Source organism: Streptomyces sp. ITFR-16, from assembly GCF_031844705.1.
In the GTDB taxonomy this organism is placed as follows: domain Bacteria; phylum Actinomycetota; class Actinomycetes; order Streptomycetales; family Streptomycetaceae; genus Streptomyces.
In genome coordinates this window covers 2,781,121-2,794,530 of the sequence record NZ_CP134609.1, presented here as the reverse complement: position 1 = coordinate 2,794,530, position 13,410 = coordinate 2,781,121, and the positions used below count along the sequence as shown (strand labels likewise).

The 13,410-nt window shown below is 72.4% G+C and carries 12 protein-coding genes; 11 read left to right on the top strand and 1 reads right to left on the bottom strand.

Annotated features, from left to right (window positions below; genetic code table 11):
- The first annotated feature begins 7 nt into the window (after positions 1-7).
- From RLT58_RS12280 to RLT58_RS12270, 3 genes are all read left to right on the top strand, one after another.
- On the top strand, positions 8-985 hold the full coding sequence (locus RLT58_RS12280; RefSeq protein ID WP_311310434.1) for an ABC transporter ATP-binding protein: 978 nt from the start codon (positions 8-10) through the stop codon (positions 983-985).
- Positions 975-2,258, top strand: coding sequence for an ABC transporter ATP-binding protein (locus RLT58_RS12275; RefSeq protein ID WP_311310433.1), 1,284 nt, complete (start codon positions 975-977; stop codon positions 2,256-2,258). Before RLT58_RS12280 ends, RLT58_RS12275 begins: the two co-directional genes overlap by 11 nt.
- 198 nt (positions 2,259-2,456) lie before the next feature.
- Positions 2,457-3,545 carry a hypothetical protein gene (locus tag RLT58_RS12270; protein ID WP_311310432.1) on the top strand — a complete coding sequence of 363 codons (1,089 nt, stop codon included), beginning with the start codon at positions 2,457-2,459 and terminating at the stop codon, positions 3,543-3,545.
- 10 nt (positions 3,546-3,555) lie between these two features.
- Here the strand turns inward: RLT58_RS12270 and RLT58_RS12265 are convergent, their stop codons facing one another.
- A complete protein-coding gene (locus tag RLT58_RS12265; protein WP_399131872.1) occupies positions 3,556-5,634 on the bottom strand; it encodes a S9 family peptidase in 2,079 nt (692 codons plus the stop codon).
- A 209-nt stretch (positions 5,635-5,843) separates the two neighbouring features.
- On the opposite strand from RLT58_RS12265, the gene RLT58_RS12260 reads away from it, so the two are divergent.
- The 8 genes from RLT58_RS12260 (at position 5,844) to RLT58_RS12225 (ending at position 13,399) form a co-directional block, all read left to right on the top strand.
- The gene (locus RLT58_RS12260; RefSeq protein ID WP_136330729.1) at positions 5,844-6,038 is read left to right on the top strand and encodes a hypothetical protein; all 195 of its coding nucleotides are present in this window, start codon (positions 5,844-5,846) and stop codon (positions 6,036-6,038) included.
- A gap of 63 nt (positions 6,039-6,101) precedes the next feature.
- On the top strand, positions 6,102-7,001 hold the full coding sequence (mshB, locus tag RLT58_RS12255) for an N-acetyl-1-D-myo-inositol-2-amino-2-deoxy-alpha-D-glucopyranoside deacetylase (RefSeq protein WP_311310430.1): 900 nt from the start codon (positions 6,102-6,104) through the stop codon (positions 6,999-7,001).
- Complete coding sequence (locus tag RLT58_RS12250) at positions 6,998-7,444, top strand: DUF6113 family protein (RefSeq protein ID WP_311310429.1); 447 nt, start codon at positions 6,998-7,000, stop codon at positions 7,442-7,444. Before mshB ends, RLT58_RS12250 begins: the two co-directional genes overlap by 4 nt.
- A gap of 430 nt (positions 7,445-7,874) precedes the next feature.
- Positions 7,875-9,755: a hypothetical protein gene (locus RLT58_RS12245; protein WP_311310428.1), complete on the top strand. Its 1,881-nt coding sequence runs from the start codon at positions 7,875-7,877 to the stop codon at positions 9,753-9,755.
- 173 nt (positions 9,756-9,928) lie between these two features.
- On the top strand, positions 9,929-10,867 hold the full coding sequence (locus RLT58_RS12240) for an ABC transporter ATP-binding protein (RefSeq protein ID WP_311310427.1): 939 nt from the start codon (positions 9,929-9,931) through the stop codon (positions 10,865-10,867).
- A complete protein-coding gene (locus RLT58_RS12235; protein ID WP_311310426.1) occupies positions 10,861-11,616 on the top strand; it encodes an ABC transporter permease in 756 nt (251 codons plus the stop codon). Before RLT58_RS12240 ends, RLT58_RS12235 begins: the two co-directional genes overlap by 7 nt.
- Entirely contained in the window at positions 11,613-12,791 is a 1,179-nt protein-coding gene (locus RLT58_RS12230) for a sensor histidine kinase (RefSeq protein ID WP_311310425.1), read from the top strand. The genes RLT58_RS12235 and RLT58_RS12230 overlap by 4 nt, the downstream gene beginning before the upstream one ends.
- Positions 12,788-13,399: a response regulator gene (locus tag RLT58_RS12225; protein WP_311310424.1), complete on the top strand. Its 612-nt coding sequence runs from the start codon at positions 12,788-12,790 to the stop codon at positions 13,397-13,399. Before RLT58_RS12230 ends, RLT58_RS12225 begins: the two co-directional genes overlap by 4 nt.
- The last annotated feature ends 11 nt before the right edge of the window (positions 13,400-13,410 follow it).

Sequence of the window (13,410 nt, the reverse complement as noted above, 5' to 3'; positions counted from 1 at the left end):
CGCTGCCATGTTGCTCGAAGTGCGCGATCTGCACGTGGAGTTCCACACCCGGGACGGGGTCGCCAAGGCCGTCAACGGGGTCAACTACTCGGTGGCCGAGGGCGAGACGCTCGCCGTGCTCGGCGAGTCCGGCTCCGGCAAGTCGGTCACCGCGCAGGCGATCATGGGCATCCTCGACATGCCGCCCGGGAAGATCAGCGGCGGCGAGATCCTCTTCAAGGACCGCGACCTGCTGACCATGAAGAAGGAGGAGCGGCGCAAGATCCGCGGCCAGGAGATGGCCATGATCTTCCAGGACGCGCTGTCCTCCCTCAACCCCGTCCTGACCGTGGGCGAGCAGCTCGGCGAGATGTTCGTCGTCCACCGGGGGCTGTCCCGCAAGGACGCGAAGGCCAAGGCCGTCGAGCTGATGGACCGGGTCCGCATCCCGGCCGCCAAGGAGCGCGTCGGCAACTACCCGCACCAGTTCTCCGGCGGGATGCGCCAGCGCATCATGATCGCCATGGCGCTGGCCCTGGAGCCCTCCCTGATCATCGCGGACGAGCCCACCACCGCCCTCGACGTCACGGTCCAGGCCCAGGTGATGGACCTGCTCGCGGAGCTCCAGCGCGAGCTGAACATGGGCCTGATCCTGATCACGCACGACCTCGGAGTCGTCGCGGACGTCGCCGACAAGATCGCGGTGATGTACGCGGGCCGCATCGTGGAGACCTCGCCCGTCCACGACATCTACAAGGCGCCCGCCCACCCCTACACCAAGGGCCTGCTCCGCTCGATCCCGCGCCTGGACCAGAAGGGCCAGGAGCTGTACGCGATCAAGGGTCTGCCGCCCAACCTGCTGCACATCCCGCCCGGCTGCGCCTTCAACCCGCGCTGCCCGATGGCCCAGGACGTCTGCCGCACCGACGTGCCGCCGCTGTTCGACGTGGCCGAGCACCGTCAGAGCGCCTGCTACTTCTGGAAGGAGACGCTCGATGCACGCTGACCACTCGGGGCGCAAGGAAGCGCGCGAAGAGGGCGAGGTGGCACGCGATCTGCTGGCCAAATCGCGGGAGCAGAGCGCGTACGCGGGCGGCGAGCCGATCCTGGAGGTGCGCGACCTCGTCAAGCACTACCCGCTGACCCAGGGCATCGTGATCAAGAAGCAGGTCGGGGCCGTCAAGGCGGTCGACGGGGTCTCCTTCGACCTCTCGGCGGGCGAGACGCTCGGCATCGTGGGGGAGTCCGGCTGCGGGAAGTCGACCGTGGCCCGGATGCTGGTCCACCTGGAACAGCCGACGGCCGGCCAGATCCGGTACAAGGGCGAGGACATCACCAAGCTCTCCGGCCGCGCGCTGAAGGCGGTGCGCCGCAACATCCAGATGGTCTTCCAGGACCCCTACACCTCGCTCAACCCGCGTATGACGGTCGGCGACATCATCGGGGAGCCGTACGAGATCCACCCCGAGGTGGCCCCGAAGGGGGAGCGGCGGCGCAAGGTCCAGGACCTGCTGGACGTCGTGGGGCTCAATCCGGAGTACATCAACCGCTATCCGCACCAGTTCTCCGGCGGCCAGCGCCAGCGCATCGGGATCGCCCGCGGCCTCGCCCTCAACCCCGAGATCATCGTCGCCGACGAACCGGTCTCGGCCCTCGACGTCTCCGTGCAGGCCCAGGTCGTCAACCTGCTGGACCGGCTGCAGGCGGAGTTCAACCTGAGCTACGTCTTCATCGCGCACGACCTGTCCATCGTCCGGCACATCTCCGACCGGGTCGGCGTGATGTACCTCGGCCGGTTCGCCGAGATCGGCACGGACGAGGAGATCTACGACCACCCCACGCACCCGTACACCCAGGCGCTGCTGTCGGCGGTGCCGGTGCCGGACCCGATGGCGCGCGAGTACCGCGAGCGGATCATCCTGCACGGCGACGTGCCCTCGCCCGCCAACCCGCCCTCCGGCTGCCGCTTCCGCACCCGCTGCTGGAAGGCGCAGGAGCGGTGCGAGCTGGAGGTGCCGCTGCTGGCGGTCCCGGCGGTCTTCCGGCTGACGGACACCCCCGCCAAGCACGACTCGGCCTGTCACTTCGCCGAGGAGAAGCGGGTGGTGCCGCCGGAGGGCAACCTGGAGACCGTGCAGGGCGAGGGGCCGGGCCCGGATGTGGAGACGGCGGACCGGGAGGCCCGCAGGCCCCCGGCGCCGGCGGATGTGCGCGAGGACGACACTCCGCAGGACCCGCAGGACCGGCCGCCGCCCTCGGGCAGCAGCCGGGCGAGCTGACCCGCCCGGTCGTTAACGCGCGGGCAACTCGGCTGTCGCACGTCCGATATACGGACCCGTCAGCATGGACAGCGTACGGCCGTGCGGGTGCCGTGGACCGGCCGGAAGGGCTCATGCCCCTCCGGCCGGTCGCCGTAGGAGGACCGGGCGGCCGGGGCCCTCTTGTCGGGAGACCGGACGCGGTGGAGTATCGCTCGGGTGATACTCACGCGGGGAGCAAGAGTCACCGGAGCCGTCCTCTGCGCTGTCCTCGCGGTCGTCGTCGCGAGCTGGCTGGTACGGGACGCCAGGGCGGCGGAGACCGGCCAACTGCTGCGCTACTGGGCCGGATTCTATGACGCGCGCCCCAAGGCGATGCCCGCGACCTCGGTCATCGACGTCGCCCTGCTCGTGGTGTACGCGGCCGCCGCCGTCGCCGTGCTGCGCTCCTCGGTCGCCGCCACCGCGCTCGTCGCCACCGGGGTGGTCACACTCGCGGTCCGGCTCCCGGGCCTCTGGAACCTCGGCGGCTCCTGGGCGCAGTCCGCGTTCGGCGACACCCTGCGCACCCGGGCGCTGGTCAGCGCCTTCGTCGCTCTCGCCGTGGGCATCGCGCTGCTCATCGTCGCCGGAGCGGGCCGCAGACCGCCGGCCGGCTCCTACGAGCAGTTGCCCACCCGGTCCGGACAGGGCGCCGCCGTCGCGTCCTTCCTGCTGCTGGGCGCGGCCGCCGCAGTGCTCGCCGCCTGGGACATCCGCCAGGTGGTGCGGCTCCCCGAGATCTTCCCCGAGTGGTACGTGGGCGGCGACCGGATCCCGCAGGGCGCGATCGATCCGCCGCCCGGCTGGGGCACGGCCGCGCTGGTGCTGTTCTGCGCGGTCGCGGCGGTGAGCGCCCTCTTCCGCGCCGTGCACGCCCGGCCGTTCGGCCTGGTGGCCGCGGCGCTGCTGCTGCCCGGCGGGGTGCTGGGCATCTTCCGGGCCGTGCACTACGACATGCTCGACCACTTCGGCTCGCTGGGGACCGAGACCCAGCTCATGGTGGCGAGCTGGTTCTTCCAGGCGTCGGCCGCCGCGGTCGTGCTGCTGGCCCTGGCGCCCCGGGGCTTCGCCGACGTCCCCGGTCCGTACGGCGGCCCGTACGGACCGGACCAGGGCCCCGGCTACGGCCCGCCGGGGTACGGGCCGCCCGGCCGGGCCCCCGACCTCTATCCCGGACAGCAGCCGCCGGCCTCCGGCTACGGCTATCCGCAGGGCGGCGGCTTCGGCCCTCCGCCGCCGCCCTCCCAGCCCCCGCCGGGCTGGTGACCGGCGCGGTCTAGAGCCCCAGCGACCGCCTCAGGAAGTCGACCTGGAGCAGCAGCAGGTTCTCCGCGACCTTCTCCTGCGGGGTCATGTGGGTCACCCCGCTCAGCGGCAGCACCTCGTGCGGCCGGCCCGCCGCGAGCAGGGCCGAGGACAGCCGCAGGGTGTGCGCCACGACCACGTTGTCGTCCGCCAGGCCGTGAATGATCATCATCGGCCGCACCTGCCCGGCAGCGTGCGACAGCCCCTCGTCGGTGAGCAGCGAGTTGTCCGCGTACACCTCCGGCTGCCGCGCCGGGTCGCCGAGGTAGCGCTCGGTGTAGTGGGTGTCGTAGAGCCGCTGGTCGGTCACCGGGGCGCCCACGATCGCCGCGTGGAAGACGTCGGGCCGCCGCAGCGCGGCCATACCGGCCAGGAACCCGCCGAACGACCAGCCCCGGATCGCCACCCGGTCCAGGTCCAGCGGGAAGCGCTCCGCGAGGGCGTGCAGGGCCTCGACCTGGTCGTCGAGGGAGAGCGCGAGGTTGTTCTTGACCGCCTTCTCCCAGCCCGGCGAACGGCCCGGTGTGCCGCGCCCGTCCGCGACGACCACGGCGAAGCCCTGGTCCGCGAACCACTGCGAGGTGAGGTGCGGGTTGTGGGCGGCGACCACCCGGCGGCCGTGGGGTCCGCCGTACGGATCCATCAGAACCGGAAGCGGACCATCCGATTCCTTGTATCCGGTGGGGAGCAACACGGCGCACGGAATCCGCCGTGCGCCCCCTTCGGTGAGCACGGGCCGCGTGGACAGCACCGGCCGCTCCGCGTGGCTCGCGACGACGGCGATCTCCTTGCCGTCCCTGAGCACCCGCGCCGTGGCCCCGGGCCCCTCCGGCGAGGCGGAGACCAGCACCGTCACCGCGCCGGAGCGCACCGCCGAGTGCACGCCCACGCCCTGCGAGACCCGCTCCACGCCCAGCTCGTTGACCCGGTACACATGGCTCTCGCCGATCTCCGGCTCGGCCGCCGTCTCGCCCGCCGTGGCCTCCACCAGGATGTCCGACTCCCCGATGTCCAGCACCTGCCGGATCTGCAACTGGGCCCCGGTCAGCGGCCGGTCGCCGACCGCGAGGACCCGTGCCCCGCCCTCGTCCGCGATCCGCACCAGCCGCCCGTCCGGCGCCCACGCGGGCACCCCGGGGAACAGCTCCAGCCACACCGGATCCTCGTCCGCGTGCACGGTCCGGGTCTCGCCGCTCTCCGGATCCACCGCGAGGCAGAGCTGGCTCTGCTGGTCACGGGCCTGCACGAGCAGCAGCGGCGCCCCGGCGGACGACCAGTGCACCCGCGCCAGATAGGGGAACAGTGCCCGGTCCCACACCACTTCGGTGCGCTTGCCGTCCAGGCCCACCACGAAGAGCCCCACCTCGGCGTTGGGCGTCCCCGCCGCCGGGTAAGCGACCTCGGCCGGCTTGCGGTCCGGGTGCGCCGGGTCGGCGATCCACCACCGCCGCACCGGGCTGTCGTCGACCCGCGCGACGAGCAGCCGGTCCGACTCCGGCGACCACCAGAAGCCCCGTGAGCGCTGCATCTCCTCGGCCGCGATGAACTCCGCGAGGCCGTAGGAGATCTGCGCGTCCTCCGGCTCCAGGAGCGCCCGGTCCTCCTCGCCCCCGGCCCCGACGACCCGCAGCGCGCCCTTGGACACATAGGCGATGTGCCGCCCGTCCGGGGAGGGGCGCGGATCGATCACCGGGCCCGGCACGGGCAGCGCACGCGCCGTTCCGGCCCGCAGCTCCGCGACGTACACCTCCCCCGAGAGGGCGAACGCCGCCAGCTCGGCCGCCGCGTCGACCGCGTAGCCCACGATCCCCGCCGAGCCCTCGCGACTGCGCTCGCGGCGGGCCCGCTCCTGCGCCGAGAGGCGCTCGGCCGAACCGCCCAGCAGCACGGCCGGGTCGGCGACGACCCGCTCGCGCGGGGCGCCGTCGGCCAGGTCAAGCACCCACAGCCGGCCCGCGCGGTCCGTACCGGAACCCGAGCGCAGGAAGACCACGCGTCCACCGTCGGGTGAAACCGTGAACGCGCGAGGCGCCCCCAGGGTGAATCGCATCGTCCGGGCGTACTGCAGCGGAAAGGTGATCTCTGGCGAAGTCATGCGCCGAACCTATCGGCCGCCCCCGGCCCGTGCGCCCCTCGTGCTGCTGTGCCCCGATCAATGCATTGCCACGGATAGTTATGATCCGTAGCGCTTGGCGGGTATGAACCTGCTGGCTCCATGCGTGCTGCCCGTCCCGACCGTACAGATGGAGGTGAACCGCCGTGGCGCTCTCGATTTCGGCGGTGGTGCTGCTGGCGATCGTCGTCTTCCTGCTGATCCGGAAATCCGGACTGAAGGGCGGACACGCGGTCGTCTGCATGCTGCTCGGTTTCTATCTCGCCAGCTCGTCCATGGCGCCCACCATCTCCGAGCTGACCACGAACGTGGCCGGCATGATCGGGGGCATCAAGTTCTGACCCCGGCGTCCGCCGGGCGGCCGCCGTCGGTCCCGGGGGCCGGCGGCTCGTAGGGTGGTCCCCATGACGGACCTTCCCGCCCGGCGTCTGCTCCTGGTGCACGCGCACCCCGACGACGAGTCGATCAACAACGGCGCCACCATGGCCAGGTACGCCGCCGACGGCGCCCTGGTCACGCTGGTGACCTGCACGCTCGGCGAGGAGGGCGAGGTCATCCCGCCCGCGCTCGCCCATCTCGCGGCGGACCGGGACGACACCCTCGGCCCCTACCGCCGGGGCGAACTGGCGGCGGCCATGAAGGAGCTGGGGGTCACCGACCACCGCTTCCTCGGCGGCCCCGGCCGCTACCGGGACTCCGGGATGATGGGCGCCGAGCAGAACAGCCGCCCCGGCGCCTTCTGGTCGGCCGACGTCGACGAGGCCGCCGGGCATCTCGTGGACGTGATCCGCGAGGTCCGCCCGCAGGTCCTGGTCACCTACGACCCCGACGGGGGTTACGGGCACCCCGACCACATCCAGGCCCACCGGGTCGCCACCCGCGCCGCCGGACTGGCCGCCGACCCCGCGTACCGCCCCGGCGCCGGGGCCCCGCACACCATCGCCAAGATCTACTGGAACCGGGTGCCGCGCACGGTCGCCGAGGACGGCTTCGCCCGTCTGCGGGCCACCGCCCCCGACGCCTTCCCGGGGATCGCCGCGATCGACGACGTACCGGGTGTGGTGAACGACACGTCGGTCACCACCGAGATCGACGGCACGGGGTACGAGGGGGCGAAGGCCGCCGCGATGCGGGCCCACGCCACCCAGATCGCGCTGCAGGGCCCCTTCTTCGCACTCTCGAACGACCTGGGGCAGCCCGTTCTCACCACCGAGTACTACGAGTTGGTGAACGGAACCCCGGACACCTCCGGGGAAACGCTCGAACACGATCTCTTCGCCGGCGTACCGGGAGCGGACCAGTGAGCAGCAGCAGGGCCAGGGCGGCACGGACCGACGGGCCGGCGAAGGACATTCCGGCCACCGGTCTCGCCGCGCCCCTCAACCCCCGCCGGATCGCCGCCCTGGTGGGCCTCGCGGTCCTCGGCGCGCTGGTCGGGATCGCCGGCACGCTGGTCCAAGCCGCTTGGTTTCCCGGGGGGTTGCTGCTCGCCCTGGCCGCGGCCGCAGGCCTCTTCCACGGCGGCCGCACCCTGACCGGTACGCAGCCGGGGGCGGTGGCGCCCGCTGCGGGATGGCTGATTTCGGTCATTGTTCTGCTCAGTGGACGGCCGGAGGGGGACTACGTGTTCGGCGACGAACTGGGCCTCGGACTCTTCATGCTGGGCGGGATGGCCGTCGCTGTGATCTGTGCCACCATGTCGCGGTCGCCCCGGCAGGGGGCCGACAGCGGCCGACCTGGCAAGTAATGTGCCACGTCCGATCCCGTAATGCCCCCTGTCCGTCCGGGGGGTGCGCGGCCGTTTCCCCCGGTCGCGGGGTGTCTGTCGGCAGAGGCCAGTATGGTGGTTCGCGCGCCGAGCCGTCCCCTGGCCTGCGGCACGGGGGAAGTACGGGCGGCGGAGCCAATCGGGAGAACCTGCTTTGAGTCGTGAAACTGACAGTTCGTCCTCCGGGCCCCAGGGTCGCGGAGGAGCCGCGTACCCCTCGGGTACGCCGCCGTACGGATCCCGCCAGTATCCGTCGCTGCACCCTTCGCAGGACGCCCCGGAGGAGTCCCCGGAGCCGGCGGATCCGCCTCAGCCCGACGAGCCGAGGACCGAGACGACGCTGACGACGCGTATCCGGATCAACATCCCGGGCTCGCGTCCCATCCCTCCGGTCGTCATGCGCACGCCCATGAGTGACGCCGACGGATCCGGCGGCGAGCGCACCGGCAGCACCCCGCGTCCGGGCGCCCCGGCCACGGGCGGCGCGTCGGCACCGGAGGCGAAGGGTCCCGAGGAGACGGGCGAGACCCCCGTCCCGGAACCCGCCCCCGAGAAGCCGGCCAGGGAGAAGAGCGGCAGCGACTGGTTCGCCCCGCGCAAGCCCCCGACGGCCGCTCCGCCGAGCAGTGCGGGCGGCGGCACGGACGGCGCGGGATTCTCCGCGGGCCCCGGCGCCCCGGGCGGCCGTCCGGACGGGCCGACGCCCGGCCAGGTGACCCCGCCCTCGGGCCCGCGCACCGACCTGCCCTACTTCTCGGACGGCCCGCAGAGCGCCGACGGTCCGGGCGCGCCCGGTTCCGGCTTCGGCTCCGGCGGCTCGGCCGACGGCCCGGGCGGACCGCGCGCCACCCCGAACCTCGGTGTGCGCACACCGGGCCCGTCCGGCCCGACCACGGGACCGGCCCCCGGTACCTCGTCCCTCACCCCGAAGCTCGACGGCGCGGGACCGTTCGGCCCCGGCGGACCGGGTCAGGGCGGTCCCGGCGGTCCCGGCCAGAGCGGACCGGGCGGCCAGAACGGCCCCGGACAGCAGGCCCCCGGCGGACCCGGCGGCCCCGGTGGCGTGCCGCCGCGCATGTCCGACGACACCGCCGTGCTCACCCCGCAGTTCCCGCCGGCCGGACCCGGTGGGAACGTCTCGGGCGACACGCTGAACAGCGGCATCCCCGTCGTGCCGTCGGAGCACCGCTCGCCGTCGCCGTTCCCCGGCCCCGAGCTCACCCCGAGGGTCCCGGACGACCCGATGGGCACCGGCCCGGCGGGCCCGGGCGGTTTCGCCGCCCAGGCGCCCAAGCCTGCGGCCCGTACGGCGCCCGAACCGGCGTCGGGCGCCCCGGCGAAGAAGGGCCGCTCCAAGCTGGTGCTGCTCGCTGTGGCGGCCGTCTGCCTGCTCGGCGTCGCGTACGCGGCCGGGCTGCTGATGAACCACTCGGACGTGCCCAAGGGCACCACCGTCCTCGGCGTCGACATCGGCGGCGGCACGAAAGAGGCGGGCGTCGAGAAGCTGGACGCCGCGCTCGGGGAGCGCGCCAAGGCCCCGCTCCAGCTGACCGTGGACGGCAAGAAGACACAGCTCTCGCCGGACAAGGCCGGACTCTCGCTGGACAGCCAGGCGACCGTGCGCGCCGCGGCGGGCAGCGACTACAACCCGGTCTCCGTCATCGGCTCGCTCTTCGGCGGCAAGCGGACCGTCGACCCGGTGATCCCGGTCGACGAGGAGAAGCTCGGCGTCGCGCTGAAGGACCTGGCCGGCGCCTCCGGTTCGGCCACCGACGGCACGATCAAGTTCGTGCCGGGCAAGGCCGTCGCCGTCCCGGGCAAGGCGGGCAAGGCGCTCGATGTCGGCCAGTCGATGGTCTCGGTGCGCGACGCCTACCGCGCCCAGGTCGAGACGGGCCGGACGGACAGCGTAGAACTGCCCGTCACCACCCGGGAGCCCACGATCGGCCAGGCCGAACTGAACCGGGCGATGAAGGAGTTCGCGGAGCCCGCGATGTCCGGTCTGGTCGTCATCAAGGCGGGCGGCAAGGAGATCCCCTTCGGCCCGGCCAAGTCGCTGCCGCAGATCCTCTCGATGGTCCCGGTCAACGGAAAGCTCGTCGACCACTACGACAAGAAGGCCATCGAAACCCTCTGCGGGGGTGTCTTCGACGGCATCATGATCACCAAGGGCGACGGTACGAAGCACCAGGTCGGCCCGGACGACGTGGCCTTCGCCCTCAAGGGCGCGGTGCTCGGCAAGACCCTCGCCGAGCGGACCGTCACGATCGACCTCGACGGCAACGGCTGACGCCGCCCCGCAGCGCACGCCGCCGCCCCCGGCCGGACCTCCGGCCGGGGGCGGCGGCGTGGTGGGGGACGGCCCCGCCGAGCGGCCGTCATGGGTACGGCATGACATCTGTCATCCCGGATTCACGACGGGTGACTCTGCCGGGCGCCGCCCCGGTCGGCCAGGCTGGACACATGACAACGACAGCCACCGAAGTCACCGCGGCGAAGACCGCCGTGGTCAGCTTCGACCAGGTCAGCAAGGCGTACGCAGACGTGCGCGCCGTCGACGGGCTCACTCTCGACCTGCACCCCGGCGAGACCGTGGCGCTCCTGGGCCCCAACGGCGCGGGGAAGTCCTCCACCCTCGACCTGCTCCTCGGCCTGCGCACCGCCGACGCGGGCACGGTCCGCCTCTTCGGCACGACGCCGCACGCTGCCATCGCCTCGGGCCGGGTCGGCGCCATGCTGCAGACCGGCGGCCTGATGGAGGACGTCACGGTCGAGGAGCTGGTCCGGCTCGTCTGCGATCTGCACCCCCGGCCCTACCCCGTGAGCGAGGTGCTGGCCCGGGCCGGGATCGCGTCGATCGCCGGCCGGATGGTCAACAAGCTCTCCGGCGGCCAGGAGCAGCGCGTCCGGTTCGCCCTCGCCACCGCCGGGGCCAACGACCTGATCGTGCTCGACGAGCCGACCACCGGAATGGACGTCACCGCCCGCCAGGCCTTCTGGGCCACCATGCGCGAGCAGGCCGAGCAGGGCCGTACCGTCCTGTTCGCCACCCACTACCTCGAAGAGGCCGACGCGATCGCCGACCGCGTCCTGGTCCTGCACAAGGGCCGCCTCCTCGCCGACGGCACCGCCGCCGAGATCAAGGCGAAGGCCGGGGCCCGCCGCATCTCCTTCGAACTGGAGGGCGCGATCGACGAAGAGGCCCTGCGCGCGCTGCCGTTCCTCTCCGCGCTCGACATCAGCGGCCGCCGGGTCCGCATTCAGTCCCACAACGCCGACGCGACCGTCCACGCCGTCTACGGCCTCGGTCTCTACCCGCGCGCGCTCGAAGTCGCCGGACTCGGCCTGGAACAGGCCTTCGTCGCCATCACCGAGGCCGAGGAGGCCAAGTCCGCATGCTGAACTACTTCTCGTGGGCCCTCATCCGGCTCGAAGTGACCCGCACCCTGCGGAACAAGAAGTTCATGTTCTTCTCGGTCATCTACCCGTCGGTGATCTACCTGCTGATCTCCGGCACCCAGAACACCACCGACAAGATCCCGCACACCGATCTGACGCTCCAGGCCTTCTTCATGGTCTCGATGGCCTCCTTCGGCGCGCTGACCGCCGTCCTGATGGGCAACAGCGAACGCATCGCCAAGGAGCGCGAGAAGGGCTGGGTCCGCCAGCTGCGGCTGACCGCACTGCCCAGCCGGGGCTACATCCTGGCGAAGATCGCCAGCGCCGCCGTGGTCACCCTGCCCTGCATCGTGGTCGTCTTCTGCGTCGCCGCCGCCGTGAAGCACGTCCGGGTCGACCTGTGGCAGTGGTTCGCGCTGACCGGCGTCATCTGGGCCGGCTCGCTGGTCTTCGCCGCGCTCGGGGTCGCCATCGGCTACCTCGCCAGTGGTGACGCGGTCCGCCCGATCACCATGATCATCTACTTCGGGCTCTCGATCCTCGGCGGTCTGTGGATGCCGAGCGCGACCTTCCCGCAGTGGCTCCAGAACATCTCCGAGTGGCTGCCCACCCACGCGTACGCTGCACTCGGCCAGTCCGTCGAGATGGGCGGCGCGCCGCACGCCAAGGACGTCGCCATCCTCTGCGGCTACTTCCTGCTCTTCGCGGGCGGTGCGGCCTGGCTCTACCGGAAGGACACCCTGAAGGCGTGAACGAGGACGAGACGTCCGTGGGCATCGGCAGCCCGCCGGAGCGGCGCAAGCAGATGAGGCTCAAGGCCCTGTGGATCGGGATCTGGCTCGCCTTCATGAGCGCCCCGGTCAAGGACCTCGTGGACGGCCACCACCCCGCGTGGGCGACCGCGCTGGGCACCCTCGGCCTGCTGGTGTTCGTCGGCAGCTATCTGCTCCTGGTCTACCGGCACACATCGAAGGCGCTCGATCCCGTCCGGGTCCGCTCCGCGCTCGCCTTCCTCGGGGCCCTGGCCGTGGTGCTGTCCCTGACGCTGGGCACCCCCTGGCTGGTGCTGTTCGTCTACGTCTCGGTCTCCGTCGGAGCCACCCTGCCCCTGTCGACCGCCCGCTGGCTGATCCCGGCCGTCACCGCCGTCCTGATCGGCATCGGCGTGACCGGCGAACACCCCAGGGAGGTCATCACCGCGCTGGCCTTCCCGGCGCTGCTCGGCGGCTTCGCGATGACCGGCATCCGCCAGATGATCCGCACCACGATCCAGCTCCGCGAGGCCCGCGCCACCGTCGCCCAGCTCGCCGCCAACGAGGAGCGGCTGCGCCTCGCCCGCGATCTGCACGACCTGCTCGGCCACTCCCTCTCCCTCATCACGCTCAAGAGCGAGCTGGCCGGGCGGATGCTGCCCGATCACCCCGAGCAGGCCGCCGCACAGGTCGCCGACATCGAACAGGTCAGCCGCCAGGCCCTGGTGGACGTCCGCAGCGCCGTCACCGGCTATCGCAGGCCGACCCTCCCCGGCGAGCTGGCCGGGGCCCGTACCGCCCTCGCCGCCGCCGGAATCGCCGCCGATGTCCCGGTCGAGCCCGTCGAGGAACTGCCCGAGAAGCCGGAGGAAGTGCTCGCCTGGGGGCTGCGGGAAGCCGTCACCAATGTCGTACGGCACAGCGGCGCGCGGCGTTGCACCATCACCCTCGCCCCGCGCCAGACGCTCGACGGCCGGGTCCTCGAACTGACCGTCGCCGACGACGGAAGGGGCGCCTCCGGCAGGGCCCCGGGCAACGGACTCACCGGCATCAAGGAGCGTCTGACCACCGTCGACGGGACCCTGGCCACCCGTGCCACCGATCCCCGCTCGGGCAAAGGCTTCACCATGGTCCTCAGCGTTCCGCTCGAATCCGGCCTAGGATCCGCGGAATGAGCATGATCAGACTTCTCCTCGCCGAGGACCAGTCCATGGTGCGCGAGGCGCTCGCTGCGCTCCTCGGCCTGGAACCCGACATCGAGGTGGTCGCCCAGGTCGCCCGCGGTGACGAGGTGCTGGCCGCGGCCCGCGCCCACGACATCGATGTGGCCCTCCTGGACATCGAGATGCCCGGCATGACGGGCATCGACGCGACGGCGGAGCTGCGCCGCGACCTCCCGGAGGTCAAGGTCGTCGTCGTCACGACCTTCGGCCGGCCCGGCTATCTGCGCCGCGCGATGGAGTCGGGTGCGGACGCGTTCCTAGTGAAGGACGCCCCGGCGTCCCAACTCGCCGAAGCCGTACGCAAGGTGCTCGCCGGTGAGCGGGTCATCGACCCCACCCTCGCGGCCGCCGCCCTCGCCGACGGGGCGAGCCCGCTGACCGAGCGGGAGCGCGAGGTGCTGCGCACGGCCGCGGACGGCTCGACCAACGCGGAGATCGCCGCCGCGCTGCATCTGTCGCAGGGCACGGTCCGCAACTACCTCTCCATGGCGATCCAGAAGATGGCGGCGCGCAACCGCGCCGAGGCGGTCCGGATGGCCCGCGAGAAGGGCTGGCTCTAGGGTGTGCCGTC

What these genes read in the sequence shown, in the direction of transcription:
- RLT58_RS12280 (WP_311310434.1), top strand. Translation starts at nt 8, where the DNA reads ATGTTGCTCGAAGTGCGCGATCTGCACGTGGAGTTCCACACCCGGGAC.
- RLT58_RS12275 (WP_311310433.1), top strand. Translation starts at nt 975, where the DNA reads ATGCACGCTGACCACTCGGGGCGCAAGGAAGCGCGCGAAGAGGGCGAG.
- RLT58_RS12265 (WP_399131872.1), bottom strand. Translation starts at nt 5,634, where the DNA reads ATGCGATTCACCCTGGGGGCGCCTCGCGCGTTCACGGTTTCACCCGAC.
- mshB (WP_311310430.1), top strand. Translation starts at nt 6,102, where the DNA reads ATGACGGACCTTCCCGCCCGGCGTCTGCTCCTGGTGCACGCGCACCCC.
- RLT58_RS12245 (WP_311310428.1), top strand. Translation starts at nt 7,875, where the DNA reads ATGAGTGACGCCGACGGATCCGGCGGCGAGCGCACCGGCAGCACCCCG.
- RLT58_RS12240 (WP_311310427.1), top strand. Translation starts at nt 9,929, where the DNA reads ATGACAACGACAGCCACCGAAGTCACCGCGGCGAAGACCGCCGTGGTC.
- RLT58_RS12235 (WP_311310426.1), top strand. Translation starts at nt 10,861, where the DNA reads ATGCTGAACTACTTCTCGTGGGCCCTCATCCGGCTCGAAGTGACCCGC.
- RLT58_RS12225 (WP_311310424.1), top strand. Translation starts at nt 12,788, where the DNA reads ATGAGCATGATCAGACTTCTCCTCGCCGAGGACCAGTCCATGGTGCGC.